The sequence below is a fragment of the Microbacterium sp. SORGH_AS_0888 genome (genome assembly GCF_030818905.1).
Taxonomy (GTDB): Bacteria; Actinomycetota; Actinomycetes; order Actinomycetales; family Microbacteriaceae; genus Microbacterium.
This window is the reverse complement of sequence record NZ_JAUTAZ010000001.1, coordinates 2,462,475-2,485,937: the sequence shown is the minus strand read 5'-3', so window position 1 is coordinate 2,485,937 and position 23,463 is coordinate 2,462,475. Positions and strand designations below refer to the sequence as shown.

15 protein-coding genes and 1 pseudogene are annotated in these 23,463 nt (G+C 71.0%); 8 read left to right on the top strand and 8 right to left on the bottom strand.

Going from position 1 to position 23,463, the window contains the following annotated elements; translation table 11 throughout:
* Positions 1-17 precede the first annotated feature (17 nt).
* Together treS and QE381_RS12100 are read right to left on the bottom strand one after the other, a co-directional pair.
* On the bottom strand, positions 18-2,315 hold the full coding sequence (treS, locus tag QE381_RS12105; protein ID WP_307218489.1) for a maltose alpha-D-glucosyltransferase: 2,298 nt from the start codon (positions 2,313-2,315) through the stop codon (positions 18-20).
* Positions 2,316-2,377: 62 nt separating this feature from the next.
* Positions 2,378-4,762: a transglutaminase domain-containing protein gene (locus QE381_RS12100; protein ID WP_307218487.1), complete on the bottom strand. Its 2,385-nt coding sequence runs from the start codon at positions 4,760-4,762 to the stop codon at positions 2,378-2,380.
* A gap of 211 nt (positions 4,763-4,973) precedes the next feature.
* Between QE381_RS12100 and QE381_RS12095 the strand changes: the two are divergent.
* Positions 4,974-5,945 (top strand): annotated as a pseudogene (locus QE381_RS12095) (IS481 family transposase).
* A gap of 15 nt (positions 5,946-5,960) precedes the next feature.
* On the opposite strand, the gene QE381_RS12090 reads toward QE381_RS12095, so the two are convergent.
* The 3 genes from QE381_RS12090 to QE381_RS12080 all read right to left on the bottom strand — a co-directional run bounded on the left by QE381_RS12090 (position 5,961) and on the right by QE381_RS12080 (position 9,319).
* A complete protein-coding gene (locus QE381_RS12090) occupies positions 5,961-7,106 on the bottom strand; it encodes a hypothetical protein (RefSeq protein ID WP_307218486.1) in 1,146 nt (381 codons plus the stop codon).
* Positions 7,107-7,140: 34 nt separating this feature from the next.
* Positions 7,141-7,770 carry an SIMPL domain-containing protein gene (locus tag QE381_RS12085; RefSeq protein WP_307218484.1) on the bottom strand — a complete coding sequence of 210 codons (630 nt, stop codon included), beginning with the start codon at positions 7,768-7,770 and terminating at the stop codon, positions 7,141-7,143.
* Between the two features lie 151 nt (positions 7,771-7,921).
* Positions 7,922-9,319 (bottom strand): hypothetical protein, encoded by a 1,398-nt coding sequence (locus tag QE381_RS12080; protein WP_307218482.1) that lies wholly within the window; start codon positions 9,317-9,319, stop codon positions 7,922-7,924.
* Positions 9,320-9,695: 376 nt separating this feature from the next.
* Here QE381_RS12080 and QE381_RS12075 point away from each other — a divergent pair, with 376 nt between their 5' ends.
* The 7 genes from QE381_RS12075 (at position 9,696) to QE381_RS12045 (ending at position 19,634) form a co-directional block, all read left to right on the top strand.
* The gene (locus QE381_RS12075) at positions 9,696-12,515 is read left to right on the top strand and encodes a hypothetical protein (protein WP_307218481.1); all 2,820 of its coding nucleotides are present in this window, start codon (positions 9,696-9,698) and stop codon (positions 12,513-12,515) included.
* Positions 12,512-13,204, top strand: a complete 693-nt coding sequence (locus tag QE381_RS12070; protein WP_307218480.1) for an alternate-type signal peptide domain-containing protein — start codon at positions 12,512-12,514, stop codon at positions 13,202-13,204. The genes QE381_RS12075 and QE381_RS12070 overlap by 4 nt, the downstream gene beginning before the upstream one ends.
* Positions 13,201-14,103 carry a hypothetical protein gene (locus QE381_RS12065; RefSeq protein WP_307218478.1) on the top strand — a complete coding sequence of 301 codons (903 nt, stop codon included), beginning with the start codon at positions 13,201-13,203 and terminating at the stop codon, positions 14,101-14,103. Before QE381_RS12070 ends, QE381_RS12065 begins: the two co-directional genes overlap by 4 nt.
* Positions 14,104-14,183: 80 nt before the next feature.
* Complete coding sequence (locus QE381_RS12060) at positions 14,184-14,996, top strand: alternate-type signal peptide domain-containing protein (RefSeq protein ID WP_307218477.1); 813 nt, start codon at positions 14,184-14,186, stop codon at positions 14,994-14,996.
* 78 nt (positions 14,997-15,074) lie between these two features.
* Positions 15,075-15,923, top strand: coding sequence for a signal peptidase I (locus QE381_RS12055; protein WP_307218476.1), 849 nt, complete (start codon positions 15,075-15,077; stop codon positions 15,921-15,923).
* A 14-nt stretch (positions 15,924-15,937) separates the two neighbouring features.
* A complete protein-coding gene (locus QE381_RS12050; protein WP_307218474.1) occupies positions 15,938-16,909 on the top strand; it encodes a hypothetical protein in 972 nt (323 codons plus the stop codon).
* Positions 16,910-16,991: 82 nt separating this feature from the next.
* Positions 16,992-19,634 (top strand): LuxR family transcriptional regulator, encoded by a 2,643-nt coding sequence (locus QE381_RS12045; RefSeq protein ID WP_307218473.1) that lies wholly within the window; start codon positions 16,992-16,994, stop codon positions 19,632-19,634.
* On the opposite strand, the gene QE381_RS12040 is transcribed toward QE381_RS12045, so the two are convergent.
* The 3 genes from QE381_RS12040 to QE381_RS12030 form a co-directional block, all read right to left on the bottom strand.
* Entirely contained in the window at positions 19,528-20,298 is a 771-nt protein-coding gene (locus QE381_RS12040; protein WP_307218472.1) for a hypothetical protein, read from the bottom strand. The two genes, QE381_RS12045 and QE381_RS12040, sit on opposite strands and share 107 nt — an antisense overlap.
* Before the next feature lie 176 nt (positions 20,299-20,474).
* Positions 20,475-20,915: a hypothetical protein gene (locus tag QE381_RS12035; RefSeq protein ID WP_307218471.1), complete on the bottom strand. Its 441-nt coding sequence runs from the start codon at positions 20,913-20,915 to the stop codon at positions 20,475-20,477.
* 88 nt (positions 20,916-21,003) lie between these two features.
* Positions 21,004-23,349: a hypothetical protein gene (locus QE381_RS12030; RefSeq protein ID WP_307218469.1), complete on the bottom strand. Its 2,346-nt coding sequence runs from the start codon at positions 23,347-23,349 to the stop codon at positions 21,004-21,006.
* Positions 23,350-23,463 lie beyond the last annotated feature (114 nt).

Genomic DNA, 23,463 nt, shown 5'->3' with positions numbered 1-23,463 from the left:
GCCGGACAGGGGCGGGATCAGTCCGCTGCGGGCTCAGCGGGCGTGAGCAGCAGGAACAGCGCCCCGTACGACGGCAGCGACACCGAGAAGCTCTGCAGGTCGTCGACGCGGCCGATCGTCTCTCCGGACGCCGCATCCACGACGTCGCTCTGCGGCACGAGCTGCTTCGATCGCACGGTGCCTTCGATCGGCTCCGGCGAGAAGTTCAGCACCGTCACCTGCATCGGCGCGTCGCGCTCCGCCTCGCCGTCGTCGAGCCGATGCACCAGCACGAGCATCCCCGGGTGCGCCACACTCGGGATGTCGACCTGCGTCGCCGTCGCGATCCCGTGCGCGCGCCGCAGGTCGAGGATGTCGGCCAGCCTCGAGGCGAACGAGTCCGGGTCCTCCAGCTGTGCGGGAAGCGCGCCGTACAGGGAGCGGCCGCGCGGCATCCCGGCCGCGGAGCGGGTCGCCGAAGGGTCGGCATCCAACAGATCGTGCGCGCCCCGCTCGATCCATCGGCTGTCGCCCGCGGCGATGAGGTCGGCGACCTGCCCGGCCGGCACCGTGAGCATGCCCACGAGATCCCACCCGGACAGCGCGAAGACTCCGGGCTGCCACGCGTTGTAGGCGCACAGCAGCAGGTGGGCGTCGCGGATCGCGGGGATGTCGGCATCCACGATGTCGTCGAGACGCCCGATGCCGCGGGTCGCGGCGATGAGCGAGGTCGACGTGCAGGCGATCCCGTTCTGCGTGAAGACGCGGTTGTAGTCGGCCAGTCCCGTCAGCGCGGTCGTGAGATCGGCACGGACGATCTCGGCGAGCTCGGCGCCGGAGACCTCGCGTCCACGGAACGCGTAGGTGTCCTCGCCGTGCCGCGTGGCCCAGTGCACGAGCTCGTACGTGAGCTCGTCGTGGTTCTGGAGGCCGTGCACGAGCTGGACGGGCTCCACGCTCAGCTCGAGCGAGGTCGTGAGCGCGAGCCGGAGGAACTCGGTCTGACCCGTGGCGAGGGCGTGCTGGTAGCCGGGTCGCCCGACGAAGTCGTAGGAGAGGTCGGCGCCCACCGCGCCGGTGTCGCGGATGTCCTCGATCGTGAGGTTGAGCTCCTGGAACGTGAAGCCGCCGACCTTGCGGACCATGCCGGCGATGATGTGGTTGGCCGCGTGCGAGAGCGGATGGCCCTCCGACCAGGCGGGAAGCCCCTCCGCGCTCTTCTCCACGCCGAGGAAGCCGTTCGCGTCGAGCCGCAGGGCGCTGGACCCGAGCTCGCCGAGCGAGTGCAACGCATCCCCGATCACGAGCCGCATGCCCGCGAAGGTCGGGTCGAGCCAGTTGATCGAGGGCTGTCCCTGCTTGAAGTAGTGGAGGTAGACCCACCGTCGCGTCACACCGTCGGGACCCGTCACGGGTGCCGTCGCACTCCAGTTGGTCTCCTTGACGCCGGGTGTGTAGAAGATCACGCGCTGCAGGGCGCCGATGATGTAGCCGCGTTCCGCGAGCTCGTGCTCCGTCGCCGGGTCGAGATTGACGCTGTCGACCTCCGAAGGGACGTCGGGCAGCAGCGCCCAGTCCTCGGGCTGGATCTCGACCATGTGGTAGATGCCGGGGTAGTCCTTGTACCCCATCTCGGCGAGGCGGAAGTCGGCACCCTTGCCGGTGTGGCCGGGGACGATGTCGTCGATCACGCTGCCGCCGTGCACGTCGGCGGTGTCGCACAGGGCACGGAACTCGTCCTCCGTGCCGAACGCGGGATCGATCTCCGTGCTGATGCGGTCGAAGTGCCCGTCGACGCTGGGCGTCTCGACCCAGCCGGCGATTCCGCCGGCACGCTTGACCGGCCCGGTGTGGATCGCGGTGATCCCGATGCGCTCGAACGCCGACCACAGCTCCTCGTCGCCCAGCGCGGCGAGGAACGACTGCCCGGGTCTGGTGATGAGCGAGATGGGGTAGGCGGTGAACCAGACGTCGCTGGTCGCGATGGCCCGACGGGCGTCGGGCCGCGCGTAGGGGTTGCGCCACATGGCCGGCTGACCGGACAGCTGCCGCGCGAGGACGTCGGCGTCCTTCAGCATCGACTGGCGCACGAGCCACTCGACGTAGGAGGGGTTCGTGCCGGTCGCGCTGCGCGGATCGGTCGTGATGCGGCGCACGCTGCCGCTGCGGAAGTTGTCGCGCGGGCGCAGACGTCGCGGCCGCGCGGGATAGCGCTGCTCGTCGTAGCTGATCTCAGGGACCTCGGGCTCGGCCTCGGGATCGTCGATCGCGGCCAGGCCGGGAAGGTCGATGGGGCCGGTGTAGAGGTCCTCGGGCCGAAGGTCGTCACGCGCCATGGGTCAACGCTACGGACTCCCACCGACCGCGGCCAGGAGGTTGCTTTCTCGCGTCGACTGCCTCAGTTCGCCGCGTAGTCGCCGACGAGCGTCGGGATCATCCAGCCGCTGCGGAGCATTCCGTGCTCGAACTGCTCCGAGGCGACCTCGTCGGTGATGCCGAACAGCTGGTTGGGGCCGGTCTCCGAGTCGTTCCAGGTCGTGTCGACGACCTGCCACTTCCCGTCCATGAACGTCTTGTTCCACGCGTGGCCGTTCGCGCCGACGATCCCCGTCACGTAGACCGTGTCCAGCCCCGCGACATCCGAGAGGAGCTTGTAGGCCTCGGCGTAGCCTTCGCAGACGGCCGTGCCCTTCAGCAGGATCCCCGAGGGGCTCCACGCGGAGGTGTACTCGGGCGTGTCGGCGTTGCCCGCGCCGATCATGTAGGCGTTGTAGGCCGCGTCGTCGTACTCGGCGTTCGCGGTGATCCAGTCGTTGAGGGCGAGCGCCTTGTCCCGATCGCTCATGCCGTCGTGGATGGTCTGTCCCACGACGTCCTTCGCCTTGTCGAGCATCTGCTGCCTGATCGAGGCGGCCTCGTCGGGCGCGTACTGATAGGTCACCTCGAGGATCTCGCGCACCCCCTCCCGGCCGAAGTCGAAGCTCTGCACGAGGCCGAAGGGGGTCTGCGCGATGACGGCGTTGACGAGATCGAACATCGAGTACGGAGACGACTGCTCCGAGAGGTCGATCCTCGTGTTGCCCGCGACCAGGTTCGCGGCGATGTACTGGCCCGCTGCGCCGAACTCGTCGGGGAGCGGGTAGGGCACATCGGGCTTGGTCGTGGCGATCGGGGCGTCGGGGTCGATGTGCTCGACCGTCTTCATGAGCGAGGTGGTGACGGCGCCCGACGCGGGCAGCGCGGCCTCCATCCGCTGGCGTGCGGCCTCGGCGAACGCGTCCCATCGGCCGTCGACGTTCCCGAAACGGTACTCGGCGGTCGACGCTGTGCCGAGCACCTTCGCACGGATGATCCCCGTCGTGCCCTCGACGCGAGCGCTGTCGAACGAGATGGGGAGGACGGCTTCGACCCCCGCGAGGGTCGTGACGCCGTTGGTCGTCGGGACGTCCTCGGGGTTGCCGGTGAACGGCGTCGGCAGGTCGAACACCGCCGTCCGGACCGCGACCGGGACGAGGGGGTCGATCGTCCGCGCATCCGTGCGCTCCAGGAACGACACCTTTCCGTCCGCCGAGCGGGCGAGGACGCCGTAGCCGGCGAAGCGCCCGCTGCTCTGCTCGCCGAAACCGCCGGCGAGGGCGCAGTTCTGGTGGACGTTGGCGTACGTGACGGGGATGTAGCAGTCGACGCCGCCGGCGTCGCCCTCCCGAGAAGACCATGACGTCGCGTCCGCCGCGGTGCGCCCGACCGCGGTCGCGAAGCTGGCACCACGCTCGGTGATCGTGGTCATCACGGGGAAGTACTCCACCGCACCGGCCACCGGCGCCCAGGTCATCTGCAGATAGCCGTCGGCATCCACCTGGTATGCGACGCGCGGGGTCTCCGGCATCCCCGCATCGGGCTGAACCGTGGCGAGCGTGACGATCGGCTTGTCGTAGGGCGTGCCGTCGCGGTCCGCGTACTGCACGAGGTAGAGCTCCGAGACCACCCACGATCCGCCCGCCATGATCTCGCCCAGGTCGTCGGCGACCCCGGAGACCTCGTTGCCGGCGAGGTCCTTCACCGGCAGATCCTTCGGCACGAGCGTGATCGAGTAGTCGCCGATGCCGTTGCGCAGGCTGTAGTTGGCCAGTTGCGACAGGTCGGCGTCGTAGTACGCGGCCACGAGGGCCGTGTCGGCCACGTAGTCCACGTACGCCTGCTCGGAGTACGGAGCGGGGTCGATCCGGTAGTCGTAGCGCAACGCCTGGCGCGCGGTGATCGTGGTCGGCTCGGTGTAGCGGTACTGCGCGGACTCGGCGACGATCCGCGTCGGCAGCCCGCCGGACGCGGCAGCCGACGCCACGATCGGCGCGCCGCTCCAGAGCCCGAGAGGCACGGCGGCCACGACCAGCAGCGCGGCCACCACGACGCCGACCAGAGCGCCACGGAAGGAGGGGCCGCGCCGCGCGGCCCGCGCCGGGACGCCGACCGGCGTCGCCGTCGGCGCACCGTCGGCCGTCTTGCCGTGGACGAACCACTGGCCGGACTCCGCGTCGTAGACCTGCACCGGCCACCATCGGCCGTCGGCGTACTGCAGACCGTCCTGATAGTGCGGGTTCGACGGGTCGTACCGCGCATAGGCGGGGCTCGGCTCGAAAGCCGTCTTCGGCGACTCCGCCGGGGATGCCGCGGCCGCACGGGCCCTCCGCATCCGCCGGACGAAGACGATGAGCAGGATGACGCCCACCACGACGAGAACGAGCGCAAGGCTCAGGCCCACCCACGGAAGCACGACTGAGAACACGGCGACTCCACTCGCTTTCGACGCACCCACGCGAGGCCGGAATGCGTGAGCCGGGTACCCATAGTAGGAAACCGCCGGTCGGCTCGTCGGCTCTTGCCCCCGGCCTGTGGAATCGGCTAGGTGTACTGACCCGGATCGTTGTTGACGTAGGAGAGACCTCCGGGGTCGAGTTGGAGTTGTCTAGGTTCCCTCGAGTCCACGGAGGTCTCTCGTGTCCCACGCTAACGCCCGGCTGACGCCGGCTGGCAGGTTGATCATGGTCCAGCGCATCCAATCTGGGCGCCCGGTCTCGCATGTTGCGGCGGAGATGGGGATCTCTCGCACGGCGGCGTGGCGGTGGTGGCGCCGCTTCCGGGAGGACGGACCGGCGGGGCTGATCGATCGGTCCAGCGTGGCCGCGTCGCATCCTCGTCGCACGGCCCCATGTGTGGAGACGCGGGTGTTGATCATTCGGCATCTCAGCCGTCGTGGCCCGGTGTTCATCGCGGGCAGACTCGGCATGCACGCGTCGACGGTGGGGCGGGTGCTGCACCGCCACCGAGTCCCGTTGATCGCGAGCTGGATCCCGTCACGGGCAGAATCATCCGCGCGAGGCGGGCCACTGCGGCGCGCTACGAGCACGACCACCCCGGCTCGCTGATCCATGTCGACGCTCGGCAGGATCCCGGACGGCGGCGGGTGGTGCGCGGATCCGACCCAGACCGTCGCTGTTCATCGGACGTCGCATCTGAAGAGCGGATACGACTACGTCCACACCGCCATCGATGACCATTCCCGGGTCGCTTACGCCGAGGTCCACGACGACGAGAAGGGTGTCACCGCCGCGGGGTTCTTAGATCGCGCTGTCGCGTTCTACGCCGCCCTCGGAGTGAGGGTCGAGCGGGTCATCAGCGACAACGCGTTCGCCTACCGTCACTCCACCGCATTCCGCGGCGTGATCAACGCGCACGGAATCACTCAGAAGTTCATCCGCCCGCACTGCCCCTGGACCAACGGGAAAGTGGAACGCCTCAACCGAACCCTCGCGACCGAGTGGGCCTACGCCCGACCATGGAACTCGAACACCGACCGCACCGCAGCCTTGCCCACCTGGCTCGATCACTACAACCTAGACAGACACCACCTCGGCATCGGCGGCATCCCCATCGACCGAATCAACAACGGTCGAGGTCAATACACCTAGGCCCGCCGGACAGGGTCACTTGTCGTCGATGACGGACATGATCCCCACGAACGCGAAGACGCCGGGAACGATGTAGAGCACGAAGATCGCGAGCGCCCAGCCGAGCCGGGCCAGCGCGGGCCAGGCCCCTCTGCTGCGCGGACCGGTGGCCAGGCGGCGCCCCTCCGGACCGACCGTCGCCCGCTCCGACGAGACCAGGACGCGATTCTCGCGCTGCGCCTGCCGGAGCTCCCGTGCGATCGCCTCCGGCGACTGGCCCGCCACGCGTTCGTCGCGGTACTGCGCGGCACGCCGGGCGACACGGCGCACCGGGCCCCGGAGGAGGATGTCGACGACCTCCCACGAGGACGCGTCGGAGAAGTCGGCCCCCTGCGGCGCCGTGAACACGATCCGGTCGTCCACGATCTCGACGTCGAAGGCCGCGGCATCGTCCACGAGCGAGGCCATCACGTCCGGGGTGAGCACGTAGAGCGCGTCCCTTCCGTAGGAGCGCGGAGCGTGGGCGGCGAACGACAGGTCGAAGTCGCCTTCCAGCGAGAGCCGCTGGGAGGCGTCGACGCTGGTCGGCAGGTTGCGCGGAGCACGTCCGTTGCCGAGCGCGTCCAGGTAGAGGTGAGGGAGCGGAGCCGGGAGGGTCACGGCGACGTAGAGACGGTGCTCCACACGCCCGTGCAGCCCGGTGCGGACGACGAGGTTGCCGAACTCGGCGCCGTCGCCGACGAACCGCGGGTGGGCGACGACATCCCTGCCGCGTTGAGCCGTGAGCCGGCGGAGGAAGCGCGGACCACCCGGGCGAGGCTCGAACCCGTTCGCCGCGGCGGTGAGCGCCTGCCGACCCCCGGCGACGCGTTCACGCCCGGATGGCGGACTGGTCGCCCAGCGCACCAGGAAGACGCTGGCGACGAGCCAGGCGACGAGGACGAGGAGGATCAGGACGAGGTCGCGGTAGTCCTCCGGGCGCGTGTGGTTGTCGCCCACGCCGTCGACACGGATGCCGAGCGACATGAACATGACGAAGCAGTACCAGAGGATGAGGCTCGCGTTGATGTGGATGAGCGCCCGGCGCCAGGTCGGCACCCACGCCGGACGCTCGGCCGCCTTCACTTCGGCCATCGCGCGGATGACCTCATCCTCCGGTGCGCTGAGCCACCGCGTGTCCATGAGCGACCTCCCCCGTTCAGCGCGCCGGCGCGCGTCAGCGCACGTCGAAGCGGGCGGTGATCCGGGCGCTCACGGTCTGCTCGGGGATCGTCACCTGCTCGGCCGCCGCTGCGCCCGCACCCGCCGCCGCCGCAGCGCGCGGCATCCCGCCGAAGCTCAGGGCCTCCCCCGCATCCGACAGCTCGAGAGTGTCGACGAGGTGTCCGCCGAGCGCTGCGGCATAGTCCTCGGCCCGCTCCCTCGCCGCGCGCACGGCCTCGATGCGCACCTCCCGCTGCACGCTCTTGCGGGTCGCCTCGGTGAGCGCCCACGAGGTCGTGACCGTGTAGCCTTCCGCGGCCATCTCGTTCGAGAGACGGCCGACCAGCGAGAGCTCGCACAGCTTGACCCGCACCTCGGCGGCCGCGACCCAGGCGCTGTGCTGGTTGCCCTGATCGTCGCGCCACTTCCGCAGCCACGAGGTCACCGGCGTCACCTGATGCCACGTCGCCTGCCCCGACTCCCGCAGTCGTGTGGCACGCTCGGCCAGCACCACCACCCGTTGCGACGCACCGGCGGTCGCCACCTCCGACGTGGGCGCCTCACGCGAGACCCGGATCGTGAGAGTGCAGCGTTCCGACACGAGATGGCGCTCGGCGGTTCCTTCGGTGACGACGACGGTCATGCCCACCATCCTGACCCACGCCGCGACGAGCGCACCAGCGTCGTGCGCCCCGCGGAACACCCGTCGGCGAGGTCATGCGTCCAGCGGGCGTCGCGGCCCGCTGCGGTCCGGACCGGGATGTCGCCGAGCGCCCCGCCGTGCACGTGCGTCGTCATCGGGATCCCCGCCCGAACCAGCCGCGACGGGCGGGTCTTCCGGGCTCATCCCGTTGCGGCGACTCCGCGGGAGACACGGCGGACGCGGGGACCGCGTCGAGCACGTCGCCCACCCCGATGACGCTGACCGCCGGCACCAGCGAGAACGTCGCGCCGCCGAGCTCGATCGTGTCCCCCGCCGCCGGGAACCGGCGCTTCTCCAGGATCGTCGCGACCGCGCCTCGCAACGCCCGGTGGGCGTCGGCGGGCGTGAGACCCGCCGCCCTCAGCTGAACCTCCTCGCCGCCGAGGTGGCCGAGCCCGATCGTGTGCGCCAGCGACGTGGACTCGTCCATCCGGGCGGCCATCGTGTGGAACCACACCTGCGCGGGACGCTGCGCGACCTCGCCGGCGTACATGACCGCGGTCGTGGCGTGGTCGGCGTCGGGAAGCCACACGGCGAGGCCCCCCGGCTCCTGGGCGTAGTGCGCGGTGACGTGGGCGAGCAGCTCGCTCGCCCGGAACACGTCACCGTCCGACGCGGCGCTGAGCACGAGCGCGGCGGTGTGCTGCGCGACGGCCTCCTGCACCAGATCGCGCAGCGGCGACTGGCTCACCGCGTAGTCGAGCTGTCGCGCGACGATCGGCGCCGTGCTGATCTCGAACGTCACGGGCACATCGTTGACCGTGACGGTCAGCCGGGGCAGCGGCGCATCGCCGATCCTGCTTCCCGCGTCCGGCATCAACGAGCCGACGACGGCCCCCATGCCGGCCGGAGCGTCGCGCAGCAGCACGACGCTGCGCACCACCGGCGCGGAGGCCGGGGCGCCTGAGGCATCGGGCCGTTCGGCGGCGGGGGCGGCATCCGCCGCGGGACCGCTCGCCATCGCCGCCGAACCGGACGCCGCCGCGGAGGATGGCCCGGCGGGGGATGACCCGGCGGTGGATGGCCCGGCGGGCGGTCCCACCGGGTTCCTCGCCATGTGATCGCGCATCGGGATCAGGTTGCCGAGCGGCGCGAAGTAGCCGGGCGCCGGGTAGTCGAACAGGATCCCGGTGATGCCGGTCCCGGCGAGGGAGGCCGCCCACTCGATCGCTCCCGGCAGCGGCACGCTGAGCAGAAGCGACGACTCCTCCTCGCTCAGACCGTTCCGCCGGCCGGCCTCCTGCGCACGCTCGGCCGTCGTGAAGGCCAGCACCATGGGCCCCTCGTCGAAGGACAACGCATAGGGCGACGGCTCGTCGTGGGTGCCGCGGGCGATGAAGATCCAGCGCTCGAGCCCGTACACCGCGCGCCACAGTGCGGCCATCGCGACCGTATCCCCCGGCGCGGCCTTCGCCGCGGCGGCGAGGCGGTCGATCTCGGCGACGACATCGGGATCCGGATTCAGTGAGGCCTCTTCGCGGTTCTCCATCCCCACACTTTTCCACCCCTGAGCCGCGAGCGACGGAGAAGACCGACGGCTGTGGACAACGCCACCGGTCGACGCACGTCAGCCCTGGCCGGGCGCGCCCCAGGTGCCTCCGCCGGGAGGCGTGGGACAGACGGCGGATGCGGTGAGGGCGGCGATCTCGGCGCGCACCCCGACGCCGTTGCGCCGTCGCACGGTCGGAGCCTGCGAACCGTCACACGAGATGCGCACGCCCGACGGCAGCCAGTACCGAGCTCGCACCACGCGCTACCCGGATTCCGCTCACCGGCTACGGGATCCCAGCCGGGCCGTCAGGTCGACGGCTACGACGCTCGGAGGCTGAGGACCGGAAACATACGCATCACGACGGAGGCCGGCGATGGATCGACCCAGCAGGAGACGGCAAGACCGCGCGGTCCGCGCACGGCCGCGGCGCAGATGGCGCAGCGCGGCCATCGGGATCGCGACGGCAGCCGCCGTCGCACTCGGATCCTTCGTGGCCGCGACGAGCGCCCAGGCGGTGACGCACACGTTCGCCATCGACTCGCTCGACGGCACGACCGCGGCACGGGACGTCACGCCCGGCGACGGCGCCTGCCGCACGGCGGCCGGGACGTGCACGCTGCTGGCTGCCATCCAGGAGTCCAACGCGCTCAACCTCCCCACGGGTTCGGTGCAGATCACCGTCGCCGACGGTCTGCAGGGCAACGTCAACCCGAACGACGCCGCGCGGATGAGCTCCGCCGCCGTCTCCGCCCAGGATGCCGGAGCCCACTTCGAGGTGACGGCACCGGTCACGATCGACCTCAAGAACCGCATCTCGGTGACCACCAGCACCGACACGCTCTACGCGCTGTTCCACATCAACGCGCGCGGCGTGACGTTCCTCAACATGACGCAGATCTTCTCGGGCGAGACCTCGCTCGTCATGGGTCCGCTCGCCGACGGCTTCCTCCTCGACGGCGGGTCGACGGTGACCGACAGCAACTACTTCGCCGAGCGGTTCGTCCTGTTCCGCGAAGGCGCCAAGAACATCACCGTGCGCAACTACCGCATCCAGGGCTTCTACCACTGGTCCGGCGCGACCGGCATCTTCTACGTCAACGCGCAGAACGCCACGCCGATCCAGAACGTCACGATCGACAACGTGAACGTCGCCTACGCGGCGGACACCGGGAACTGCAGCGCGACCGATGGATCGGGATGCCGCACGGATGTGGTGCAGTTCAGCCCCCGCAATCAGAACGTCGTCCTCAACGGCTTCTCGTTCATCAACTCCAGCGTCGCCAATCTCACCGACCGCGTGGCCTTCCCGTTCGCGGTCAGCGCGTCGTACGGCGACAGCGTGCGGGCGTCGAACATCGACATCTCCGGCAACAGCTTCATCAACGTCCGCGGCACCGGCGGCGACGTCAACAACGCGTTCATCACGCTGCCGTACGGCCCTCTGCAGGGGCAGAACCGTATCAGCGGCAACGAGTTCGTGCGGGCGACCAGCGGCCAGCCCTACGCCGTCGCCTGGAACGGCGCGACGACCAGCGGCGACGCCGGATCCCTCTCGATATCCGGCAACTACTTCGACGGCTACACCAGCTCCTCCGTGTACCTCGTCAACACGGGCAAGGTCACCGTGGAGAAGAACACCTTCGGCTCGCGGAGCGGAAGCGTGGCCCGGCCCGCCGTCGACGAGGAGACCCGCAACGGCGCCCCGACGCTGGTCAACAACGGGCTGAACGCGAACGGTCGCATCACCACCTGGTACCCCACCGACGACGCGTCCGTGCTCGGCGGGGATGCCCCGGCCGGCACCGTGCCCGCCGTCTCGCCGCTGCCCGACGGCACCCAGCTGTGCCTGGCGACGCTCCCCGTCCGCGCGCCGTCGACCGGGCCCTACCCGGCCAGCCCCGCCGACCTGGACGTCTACTGGACCGCCGACCGGTCGGCCGAGGTGTACCTCGGCCGGGCGAGCGGCCTCACCGGCAGCACCGGCACGCTCCAGATCGCGCTGCCCGTCGGCCCGCAGGAGTTCCCCACGACCGAGGTCGGGGGCACGCAGCGGCTGACGATCGTCGACGCGACCACCGGAGTGGCGGGCGGCTACATCCGTCTCCAGACGCAGGCCGACGGCGCCTCGTCGCAGTACTCGAGGATCGTCGGGTTCAGCGGCAGCTGCCGCCCCGAGGTCACGGTCACCCAGACCGCCGGTCAGAACGACCCCACGCTCGCGCGGGACCTGCACTTCCACGTGTCCTCGACGCTCCCTCTCGACCCCGGGTCCGTCACCACCGCGGCGGTTCGGATGACCGCGGCGCAGACCGACGCCACGATCGACGGCACGCGCCTGAACCCGCGCACCGTCTCGGTGACGCCGGTGGCCGGCACGGCCAACCGCGAGTTCTCGGTGGTGGCCCGCGTCGACGACTCGGCACGGGTGACGGCCGACATCCCGGCGGAGACCGTCCGCAGCGTCGGCGGCCTCACGAACCGCGCTCCCGCATCGGGGGCCGACCGGACGATCGAGTTCCAGAACCCCGTCACCGTGCGTCCGTCCGGCTTCACCCTGGTCACCGGCGACGCTTCCGGCCAGCAATACGCGTTCGGACTCCGCGCCGGAGCGCCCGAGGTCACCGCGCCGCTGACGTTCACCTCGGCCGTGGATGCGGCGGGCACGGTGCACCAGGTGTCACTGTCGGCCACGCAGACGACGATCCCCGTGGGCGCCACCTCGTCCGAGCACGTCCGGGTCACCGCCGCCGCCGGCGACGTGGCCTCCAACACGCCGGTGGTCATCTCCACCACGCTCGCCTCCGCCGACACGAACTACGACGCACTCGTGATCATGCCCGTGACGGCGCGACTGTTCTCGACGGATCCGGCGGTTCGCATCGACAAGCGCGCCTACACCGGCGTCACCGATACGTCCTCGCCCGACCGGATCATCGCCACGGGGACCGAGGCGCTCAGCGGCGCGCGACTGACCGACGGCCAGCCGGTGTGCTTCGTCTACACCGTCACGAACACGTCGTCCGACGACTGGGCGACGGTCCTCTCGAACGTCAACGTCACCGACACCGACAACCGCCTCGGGACGAACGGGGCCATCGGCACGATCGATCGGCTCGAGATCGGGGCCAGCGCCCAGGTCGCCGCGTGCGGAACGCTGATCCCCGTCGACACGACGGTCGGCGGCAACGGATGAGCGCCGCATCGCTCGACGCCGCCGGCTCACGCCGGGAACGTCGGTCGCGGCGCCCGCTCACCCGACGGGGCATCGCGTGGATCGCGGCGCTCCAGGTCTCGGCGCTGCTCGTCGGCGCCGGGGCAGGGACGTACGCCTTGTGGTCCGCATCCGCCGTCTTCAGCGGCGGCCCGATCTCGACGGGCGACCTCGACATCGTGCGCGGGGCGGGCACCTGGCGACAGGTGACGGAAGGGGTCGCCGCGCCGGCCTCCGGACAGCTCGCCGACGGACCCGGCGGGTTCGCCTCGATGCCGGGCGATGTGGTGGAGGTCGTGGTGCCCGTCCAGACCACCCTCCGGGGCGAGAACCTGCGTGCGCAGCTCACCGTCGCCGCCGGTGTCGCGCTCTCGAGCGAGCTCGCATCCGGGGCCGTCACGGCGACGTACCGGGTCGAGAGCACCGCCGCGACGACGCCGGCACCGCCCGAGACCCCGCTCGGCACTCCCGCGGATGTCGCGGGGCTGGAAGGCGCCGACGGCGGCGCGGTCGCGAGCTGGAACGTCGTGGTCACGGTCCATATCGGCGGCGACTACCTCTGGCGCGACGTGCCGCAGGCCGGCCCCGCGTCGTGGTCGCTCGACGACTTCACGATCTCGCTCGCGCAGGTTCGCCCTGCCGTCGATCCCGGTCAAGGGGGACAGCCATGAGACGAAGGACGGCCTACGCCGCTGCGAGCGGCACCGCGGTCGCGCTCGCACTGGCGGGCGCGCTCGCAGCGCAGGCGCTCTGGAGCTCCTCGATGACCGTGCCCGTGGCGGACATGTCCGTCGGCTCGGTCGGGTTCAGCGCCTACCCGTTCGGGGCGTCCGACTCCGCAGCCGTGTCCGACGCGGGCGAAGCGGTGAGCGTCGCCCTGCCGGGGTCGCGCCTGATCGAGCTGACGCAGCGCTCGATCTACGACACCGAGCCCCTGATCTGGCGGTTCGTCGCCCGCGGCGCAGCCCTCGGGATCGCCGGGATGGACTATCGGGTGAGCGTGAGCTCGCAGCGCACGCCGGACGAGACCTACGACCTCTCCTCCGGCCACGCGAAGCCGGGGACCCTGCTCGCCCAGTCCACGGTCAAGGTCTACCGCGCCGCGCTCGGCGGCGACTGCTCCGACGTCCCGGCGACTCCGTCGGCCCCCGAGGGCCAGACGACCCGCAACGTCTATGTGTTCGGCGGGGACGGCGTCGTGCTGCAGGAGCCGGGAGCGGCGCTCGCGGCCGAGCAGACGGAGCAGGAGTGGTGCGCCGCCCTGTCGTGGAACAACGCCCCCGACGGCCTCTACCGCAACGACGCCACCGTGAACGGCACCGCGGAGGACGGCGGCGCGACCAGCGCGATCGCGCACTGGCAGGCCGTCGTGGGCTTCCCGCCCTCGCTCGACATGCTCGGCCGGTACCTGAGCGGCGCGGTCGCCGAGGGCCGAGGCGAGGACGGCACCCGCGCCCGCGGGTACGTCGGCTGGAACGCCGACCTCTATCCCGATCCGACCGGCGAGCCCGACATCGTGATCACCCTGTCCCCCACGGTCACCAGCGTCGGCACGACGCACGGCGGCTGATCCCCCACTTCGGTGGCGTCGACGAGCGCCGACGCCACCGCCCATCCCGCGCTCGCACACCAAGGAGAAACAAGAGAATCATGACGAACAACGACCAGATCCTCGTCGTCACCGAAGAGAAGAAGCGTCGCCGTGGCCTCCTCTGGGTCGCCGCCGGCGCCGTCGCTCTGCTGGCCGGTGGCTCGACCTTTGCCCTGTGGTCGGCCTCCGACACCTTCTCGGGCGGCACGATCACCGCCGGTGACCTGAACATCGCGCAGCTGCACGACACGTCCTTCTGGGATGTCTCGAACGACCGCGCGGACGCCACCGAGATCGTCGGGGCCACCGACGGCTCGCAGCTCGGCCACAAGATCGACGACGTCACCACGTGGCGCGTGGCGCCCGGCGACAAGATGGCGGCGTCGTTCGAGACGACCGTCACGCTGGACGGCGACAACCTCGTCGCACGCCTGGGCCTCGACGGCCTGCAGGACCTCGAGTCGAACATCTCCGGCATGAACTACAGCTACGAGGTCTACTACGGCGACAAGCTGCTCGTCACCGAGACGGCCCTGCCGACGAGCGCGGACGCGCCGCTGATGTACCTGGCCGCGACGACCAACGGTCAGGCCGCCGGCCTCGACGACGCCACCAACGGCATCCTCGGCTCCACCGCCGCCGCCGTCGACGGCGTCGCCGCGCAGAAGGCCGTGTTCGGCATGCCGACGACGTCCGAGAAGTTCAACGTCGTCATCTACGCCTCGTTCTACAAGGACCTCGACGGCGACTTCCGCTACCAGCCGACCGACACCACCGTCACCGACCGCATCGACGTGAACCTCGCGGACACGCTGGGCACGCTCACCCTGAAGCTGTCGCAGGTGCGCGACGCCGGTCAGCAGTTCAGCTGATCCCGCGGCGCCGCATCCGAGGCCACGGTCCCGGATGCGGCGCCCATCCCATCCCCCACGGCACAGGAAGGAGCAACCATGAACACGGCACACCGCGAGGCGCGCACGACGGACCGTCGCGGCATCCGACGCCTCCGCCGGGAGAACGACCGGAACTGGTTCGACTCCCCCTGGCGCATCGCCGGCCGCGCCGTGTCCTGGGCTCTCATGATCGTCGTCGTCGCGCTCGTCCTCGCGCTGGCCGTCGTGCCGCGCGTGCTCGGCGGCGACTCCCTCACCGTCCTGTCCGGCTCCATGGAGCCCACCTTCTCACCGGGGGACGTCATCGTCGTGCGCGGCGCGGATGAGGCATCGGTCTGCCAGGACGTCTCCATCGGCACGATCGTCACGTACTTCCCGAAGCCCAACGACCCGACCCTGATCACGCACCGTGTCGTCGGCAAGACCATCGGCACGTTCGACGACGGGACCACCTGCCGGCTGCTCACCCAGGGCGACGCCAACAGCGCGGTCGACGAGCCCGTCTCGCCGCGCCAGGTGCGCGGCACCTTCCTCTACGGCGTCCCCGGCGTCGGCTGGGCACGCCAGTGGGTCGGCGACAACTTGATGCTCGTCGCGATCGCCGTCGGCGGCCTGCTCATCGGCTGGGGCCTGTGGACCACGCTGCGGCGTCCCCGCACGCACGTCGTCTCCGTGCCCCGCCCGACGCCCTCGACTCCGGCGCCTCCTTCCGCGACCGCTCCGGCCGATGCCGCCTCGGATGCTCTGCGCGAGCGCGAGCTCGCCCTGCGCGAGCGGGAGATCACGCTGCGCGAGCGGGAGTTCGACTACACCGTGCAGCAGTCCGAGCTCGCCCGCGAGGCGGGCCTCGACCTCTTCGCGCCGCTCAGCACGCAGCCCGCAGACTCCTTCCTCCCCCGACCCTGAATCGAGCTCCGACCGTGTCCACGACCCCTTCCCGCACCGCCGAGCCCGTCCTGATCCGGACAGGCACCGGTCATGCGCTCTCCGCCCTGGGCTGGCGCGTGGCCGTCGTGCTGACAGCCGCGCTGATCCTCGCGCTCATCGGCGCGCTGGGTCTCGCCAACGCGCTCCCCTTCACGGGCGAACGGGCCACCGGCAGCGCCGCCGTCGACGCCCGCACCGGGTCGGATAAAGGCGGCGCGGCGGTCCGGACGACGGGAGGCCAACCGCTGACGACGACGAACGGCACGAGCTCGGTCGTGACGGCCGAGTGGGACGGACCCGCCATCAACCTCGACTGGAACGGACTCGAGTACGCCCGCGCGGAGGCGGGCTTCGTCGGCGACCGCGTCGCCGTGCCCGGCGACCGCGTCTCGCGCACGCTCGAGGTCGTGAACGCCGGGCCGGGGAGCGGCGAGATGCTCGTGACGCTCGGGCTGCGCGAGCGCGTGCCCGCTGCGGCGAACAATCCGCAGTTCGGCGACGACGTGATCCTCTTCTGGGAGGTGAACGGCGTCTCGGGCCGCGGGCGCTTCTCCGACCTCGCGCAGGCCGGCCGCCTCGAGATCGGCCAGGCCGCGATGGCGCAGGGCGCGACCGCACGCGTCCTCATCGGGTTCGAGATGCCGCGGGACGTCGAGAGCTCCCGCTCCCTGGGCGCCGAGTCGACCGCGCTCGAGCTGTTCGGGGTGACCGTCGACATCCACGGCGAGGCGCCGCGTCAGCTCGCCGTCACGGGCAGCCTGCTCCCCTGGGTCGCGATCTACCTCGCGATCGCCCTGCTCCTCGGCGGCCTCCTCATGCTCCTGCTGCGACGTCTCCGCCGCCGGGTCTGCGATGAGTGCGACTGCGCGATCCACCGCTCGGACCCCCACATCGAGATCCGAGAGACCGGCCGCCGCCGCCGCATCCTCTGCACGGACTGCGCCACGCATGTGCTCGGGGCATAACCACGGCACCCCCTCCCCCGCAGCGGGCCCAGGTGTTAGCGTGACGACACCCGAACGAAGACCGCGACACCGAAGCAGAGCGATGCACGAAGTGAAAGGGCGGGACAGAAGCCTCGCGAAGGCGCAGAGCCTCATCGAAGCTCGCATCAGCATCGACGTCGTCGGCAACAGGGGGAGCGGGCGCACGGCGTTCATGGACGCCCTCGCCGCACGCCTCCATTCGATGGACTGGATGGTGCTCGCCGTGCGGGGCGTCGCGTCGCTCAAGTCGAACCCGTTCGCCGCGCTCTCGCTCTCCGGCATCATCGAGCCGCTCTCGCCGCGGCGGGTCGGCGGTGTGATCGAGGATGTCGCCCGGCAGCTGATGGACCGCGTCCGCAGCGACCGCTGCGTCATCCTGCTCGACGACTGGAACGATCTCGACGAGGCGTCGTGGGGCGTCGTCGAGTTCGTCCGCGGGGAGACCGGCGTGCCGCTGGTGATCTCCCGGCTGCAGGGACTGGGCGCCCGGCATACGCCGTCGGGCCTGCCCGCCTCCACGCTGGTCAACACCTCGGCGATCGACATGCTGCCCCTCCCGTTCGAGGATCTCGACGACATCCTCGCCACGCACCTGGGCGGCCCGGTGGACACGGCGACCTCGCGTCGGATCTACGCGAAGTGCGGCGGAAACGTCGGCCTGGCGCTCGCGCTCGTGGACGCCACCCGACGGGACGAGCGCCTCATCGCGGTGCAGGAGGGGATGTGGACCGCCGTGGGCGAGCTCTGGAGCCCGAGCCTGCGCACGGTCGTCGAGATGCACCTGGAGGACCTCGGCCAGCCGGCCCGCGACGCGATCGAGGTCATCGCGATGATCGGCCCGGCCGATGTCGAGACGGTTCGCCGGCTCGTCGCGTGGGAGACGCTCGAGCTCCTCGAGGAGCGCGGCCTGATCGCCTTCGTCCCGGCGGTGCCGCACAACCTCGTCTCGGTCGTCCCGCCGCTGTTCGTCGGGTACTTCCGACACGACACGCTCTCCTCGCGCCGGATCCGACTGACCGAGCAGATCACCTCCTCGCTGGGCGACGGCACGGTCGTGCCCCAGGCCTCCGGCACCTGGCACGCCGAGCCCGCCCCAGAGACGCAGCACGCGGTGTTCGCCGGGATGCTCCGCGAGCGGGCCCGGACCAGACGGCTGCTCGCGGCGTTCGAGTGGGAGAACGCTCCGTCCGTGCGCACGGCCGCGGCCTACGTCGAGGCGCTCGCCCAGTCCGACCTCGACACCGTCGCCGACACGATCAGCCAGGTGTTCGAGACGACCGATCCTCACAGCGGCGACATGGCATCGCGCGCGGAGTACCACCGACTGCGGGCGCGGTGGATGGCGTACGGCCTGGGCGATGTCGAGGGGGCCATCGCGTTCCTGGACACGCAACGGACGGAGCTGTCCGCGTACGGACGGATCCTCGACGCCGCGAGCGTCAGCATCCTCGCCGATCTGCGCACGGCGCCGAAGGGGTTCGAGGCGGCGCTGGCCGTCGCCGACGGGCTGCCGGAGGCCGTGCAGGTCGCCCTCCTCGAGGCTCGCATCCACGTCCTCACGATCGCGGGCCGGCTGAGCGCGGCCGCGGACGCCTATGAGCAGCTGCGCCAGCTGGATCCGCGTCGGGAGCGGACCCTCCCCCGCGTGCTCGCCGCGATCGGCAGCCTCGCCCGAGGGCTGTTCTCCGAGGGGTACCGTGAGCTCGTCAACGGCTGGGAGGAGGCCCGCGGCACTCTGGACCTCGACGCCTTCTCCGGCTTCTCCGCCGGGCTCGCCTACGCCTACCTCCACACGGGCGACATGGACAGACTGGGGGAGCTGGTCGACGTCGCCCTGTCCACGGGCGCGACGGCGCCGCTCCCGCCCGGGGTCTTCCCCTCCCTCCTCGTCGCCGCGGCCGTCCGTGCGAGCTCCCAGGGACAGCGGCTGCTGAACGAGAAGTACGCCGGCGTCGCACGTGCATCGCTGACGTACAGCTGCGCCCTTCCGGGGCAGTCCCCCGTGTGGGTGTACGCCATGGAGGCGCTGGCCCAGGGGCGGCACCAGGATGCGGCCGATCTGCTGTGGGACGACGCTCTGACACTGCGCGACCGCGGCGCGGTCTTCGCCGCCGAGCTGCAGATGCTCGCCGCGGCAGACCTCGTCCCGGAGGCGACGCGCCTGGCGGAGCTCGACCTCGTGCTCGCCTCCACTCCCGACATGGCGGTCTTCCGCGCGCAGCGCGTGTACCTCGAGGCACGGATGCGCCGCCGCGTGCCGGAGCTGCTCGCCGCGGGCCGGGCGTGCGAGGTCTACGGGCGCTTCGGGATGGCGATCGCGGCCTACCAGCGCGCGGCCGACGGGGCGGCCGAGGACGGAGACCTCGCACTCGAGGCGGATGCCCGCCGCCGAGGACGTGAGCTGAACGCGCAACAGGGCGGCCGGCGGCTGGGGAGCGTGGGGTCCGGCGCCCGCCTGTCCCTCCTGACCAAGCGTGAGCGGGAGGTCGCCGATCTCGTGGCATCGGGGCTGTCGAGCCGCGAGATCGCCGAGACACTCGTGCTCAGCGTGCGTACCGTCGAGAGCCACGTCCTCAGCATCATGCGCAAGCTCGAGGTCAGCAGTCGGGATCTGATCGGCGAGCGGCTGTCGGAGGCGGAGCCTTTCGGACGGCAGTCCGCGGTGCCGGCGGTCGTCGGCTCCCCGCGACCACGGCGACCATGACCAGTCCGAGGCCGAGCGCCACCCAGCCGCTGCCGAGGCCCACGCCGCCCTCGACGACGGGCTTGCCGAGCCAGTCCGCGACCGACGCGCCGAGCGGGCGCGTGAGCACGTATGCGCACCAGAACGCGAAGACCGCATCCATGCGCAGGAACCGGTGGCCGACGACCGGGATCAGGATCAGCCCGGCGAACAGGACGATGGACGGCGCGTAGCCGAGGCCGAGGGTGACGGCGGTCAGATCCCCGACCGCCGTGCCGAGCGCGAAAGTGCCGACGACGGCCGCCCAGTAGAACCACTCGCGACGGGTCGTGGTGATCGCGTGCACCGAGCACGTGCCTTCCACCCGCCGCCAGAGGATGAAGACGACGGCCAGGAGGATCGCGTAGAGCGCGGCCGGCGCCGCATACGGCAACCCGGCCACGACGTGCACGATGTCGGCGGCCATCGTGCCGAACACCCCCACCATCGCGACCGCCGCCCAGTAGGCCGCGGGCACATAGCGACGACGGGTGAGCTGGAGCATGAGCGCGCCGCAGAAGAGGACGAACGCGATGGCGACGGCGAGCTCGGGCGGCAGGATGCGGATCGAGAAGTCCGACAGCGCTTCGCCGAGCGCCGTCGACGCGGCCTTGGCGACCCAGAACGAGGCGGTCGGATCGGGCACTCGTGAGGCGACCGCATCCCCTCGACCGGTCACGGGCGCGTCCCGGGCGACCTCGTCACACGCACGGACGTTGCCACCACGCGAGCGGGGGCGCCGAGAACGCCGGTGGCACCGAGCAGGGTCACGCGCTCATCATGGCGAAGCGATCCCCAGAATCTGCTGAGACGTCGGCTCCTCTAGCGTCCGAACAGCCGCCGCCGCGGCGGTCGCTCGTCGTCGAGGTCCAGCCCGAGCGTCGCGCAGTACGCCGCGAGGCCGTCCTCCGCCCCGTTCGCGGCCCGCTTCATGACACGTTGCACCGGCCAGACCCGGCCGCCGTCGCTCAGAAGAAGCGAGACGGTGATCTCGGCCTCCGGGTCGGCGTCGTCGCCCTCCCACGTGCCGCCCATGCTTCTGCGAAGCACCTCGCCCACGTAGCCGCCCAGGCCGAACAGGCGCTGGCCGAGGCGGTCTCCGAGCAGACCCTCCGGTCGGATCACGCCGTCTGGCGCGTGCTCGTCGAGGAAGCTGTCCACGCTTCGGATCGAGCACGGCGAGAAGTCCGCGCGGTACCCGGAGTCGGACAGGCTCCTGGCCATCCACACGGCGGATCTCCTGAGGTCGCGGACGATACCCATGGGATCAGTCTGGCCCCCGCGCGCGTCGGGGCACGACCTCGCCGCGCCCTCCGCTCCCGTCCACTCCGCTCCGGGCGCCCGCTCCCCCTCACGTCGCCGCGGGGAACGCGACACCGCGGAAGACGCGCGGCGCGCCGTCGACGATCGCGGTCACCGACCCCGCCGACGCCGCCAGCTCGACGCTGCGACCCACGACGTCGATCTGCTCCACGCTCGCGCCCGCCGCCGGAAGCGACAGCGTCGTCTTCGTGGGCCAGGGGTCCACCCACACCTCGGGCGCGGGGAAGTACTCGCCCGACGGGTCGTGGTTCGCGTTCAAGATGTAGCCGTCGTGCCGCGCCCAGATGACCGCCGTCTGGCCCGCGGGAGTGTCGAACAGCTCGCCCTTGACCTGCGGGTCGTCGAACACCAGGTGCCGGACGAAGACCGCCTGATCGAGCACCCGCGCGGCCGTGGCGTAGGCCAGCAGCGACGGTTTCGCGCTGACGTCCCGGTTCATGAGCCCGAAGTGGTACTCGACGTTGCCGGAATCGGCGACCTGCGGCATCCCGAGCACGCTGTCATGGAACTGGTACCAGCACACCGCGCGCACTCCCGCCGCCCTCGCCATCACGAGCGTCAGCAGCACGTTCTCGGCCGCGTGCCGGTAGGTGTCGTTCCACCACGCGTTCGGCCGCGTGCAGGCGTAGGCCTCGGTGAGCCAGATCTCCTTGCGCCCGTACTCCTCCATGAGGGCCAGGATGTCGCGGAGCCCGCCGCCGAAGTTCCAGTACGTCCCGGTGGCCCCGGCTTCCCACGACTGGCCGCTGGGGATGTAGTCGGGCGTGAAGTTGCCGCGGCCGGGGTGGTAGGCGAAGCCGTCGATGAGGTCCCAGCCGCCCGCGGCATGGAAGTTCTGCACCCATGGCTTGTCCATGCCGGCCAGGCCGTTGTTGAGGATCTTCGGCGGGTTCGACAGCTGTCGGGCTCGCTGGACGACGGGCCACAGCGCCTTGTCGATGTAGGCCTGGGCCGCCTGTCCGGTGTTGAACGGGCGGTTCAGCTCGTTGCCGACCTCGAAGCAGCGAGCCCCGGCGTTCACGGCAGTGGTGAGGCTCGATTCCGCCCAGGCCGCCGCATCCGCGTCGCCGGCCGTGAGCGAGGGCTGCAGCTCGATGTTGTGGAACATGCCGCGCGCATCATAGGCCGACGGCGGAAGCCCCGGCCCGCCGTCGTACGCGATGCGTACCCACGCGATGCCGGCGCGCTGCCAGAGATCGAGCAGCGCCGCCGCGGAGGGCACGGGCAACCAGGGGTAGTTCGCGATGCCGAACATGCTGTCCTGCCCCGCCGTGTACGCGAAGGGCGGGAGGGTGGCGATCGTGGTGCGGGCGAACGCCTCGTCGGAGCCGACCGTCGCCGACACCTCCGTCGTGAGGATGCCCTGGGCGGGCGAGACGAGCGCGAACGAGTGCTGCACGGCAGAGCGGGCCGGGACCGACACCGGCACGGTCTGGTCGAAGAGCACCGTCCCGTCGAAATCGCGCACCCAGCACCGGAGCGACACCGTCTGCGCGGCGGCATCGCCGTTGGCGACAAGAGCGGTCAGCGTGATCTGCTGCCCGCCGCCGTCGCAGAGGTTGAAGTCGCGATCGGTCCAGATCTCGACGCCGAGCTTCTCGCCGGTGCCGATCACGGCGGTGGCCGATGGGCGGGTGTCGCCGAAGAAGAAGTCCGCGACGCTGAGGTGCGTGCCGTCGGCCTGCGTCCTGCCCGGCGCGTGGATCCAGGTGCTGCTGGACCACGCCTGACGCGAGCGTTCCAGCAGGAACATCCCGTGCTCCGATCCCCAGGTCGAGGCGTAGGCCACCCCCGCCGGGGTCTCGTACGGGATGCCGCCACCGGCATCCCGTACCCAGGAGACCACCGGCACGAAGCGGTCGGCTTCGGTGGCGGACTGGATCGCACGACTGAACAAGAAGCCCTCGGGGCGAAGCGTCGTCGGCCCGCTGACATGCCACTCCAGATGCGCGCGCTGCGTGGTGACGGTGACGAGGGCGTACACGCTCACCGCGCCGGCCGCGGCGGAGAAGGTGTAGTCCATGCGGATCGCCGGCGTCCCGTCGGCGAGGCTCACGAGCGAGGGCGTTCCCCCGGTCGACACCTGGACTCCCGCGTCCGAGTCCTTGATCTGGAACCGTGACCCCTGCGAGCGGACCACTCCGGCGGCGTTGCGGATGGCGATGCGCCCGCCGACGCTCGCGAGCACGCTGATCCCGCCCGCCGAGAGGGTCACGTCGCCGTCGGCGGCATGGGCACGGATGGGCGTGGGATCGGCGAGCAGCAGGACCCCCGCAGCGAGCGTTCCTCCGAGGAAGCCCCGGCGCGAGATCCCCGAACTTTGTGCGAACGTCATCGTCTCTCCAGCTCCGTTGATCGGCACGATCGTGATCATACGAATTATCACGATGCTTTACGCCAGTGTTCCGAAGAGCGCAGGAAGAGTCAAGACCGACTTGCGTGATCTGGTGATACGCATTAGCGTCATCTCCGGCAGGTGCCAATAGGC

Coding starts and splice junctions, on each gene's coding strand:
- treS (WP_307218489.1), bottom strand. CDS start 2,315: ATGGCGCGTGACGACCTTCGGCCCGAGGACCTCTACACCGGCCCCATC.
- QE381_RS12090 (WP_307218486.1), bottom strand. CDS start 7,106: ATGGACACGCGGTGGCTCAGCGCACCGGAGGATGAGGTCATCCGCGCG.
- QE381_RS12085 (WP_307218484.1), bottom strand. CDS start 7,770: ATGACCGTCGTCGTCACCGAAGGAACCGCCGAGCGCCATCTCGTGTCG.
- QE381_RS12080 (WP_307218482.1), bottom strand. CDS start 9,319: ATGGAGAACCGCGAAGAGGCCTCACTGAATCCGGATCCCGATGTCGTC.
- QE381_RS12075 (WP_307218481.1), top strand. CDS start 9,696: ATGGATCGACCCAGCAGGAGACGGCAAGACCGCGCGGTCCGCGCACGG.
- QE381_RS12070 (WP_307218480.1), top strand. CDS start 12,512: ATGAGCGCCGCATCGCTCGACGCCGCCGGCTCACGCCGGGAACGTCGG.
- QE381_RS12065 (WP_307218478.1), top strand. CDS start 13,201: ATGAGACGAAGGACGGCCTACGCCGCTGCGAGCGGCACCGCGGTCGCG.
- QE381_RS12060 (WP_307218477.1), top strand. CDS start 14,184: ATGACGAACAACGACCAGATCCTCGTCGTCACCGAAGAGAAGAAGCGT.
- QE381_RS12055 (WP_307218476.1), top strand. CDS start 15,075: ATGAACACGGCACACCGCGAGGCGCGCACGACGGACCGTCGCGGCATC.
- QE381_RS12045 (WP_307218473.1), top strand. CDS start 16,992: ATGCACGAAGTGAAAGGGCGGGACAGAAGCCTCGCGAAGGCGCAGAGC.
- QE381_RS12035 (WP_307218471.1), bottom strand. CDS start 20,915: ATGGGTATCGTCCGCGACCTCAGGAGATCCGCCGTGTGGATGGCCAGG.
- QE381_RS12030 (WP_307218469.1), bottom strand. CDS start 23,349: ATGATCACGATCGTGCCGATCAACGGAGCTGGAGAGACGATGACGTTC.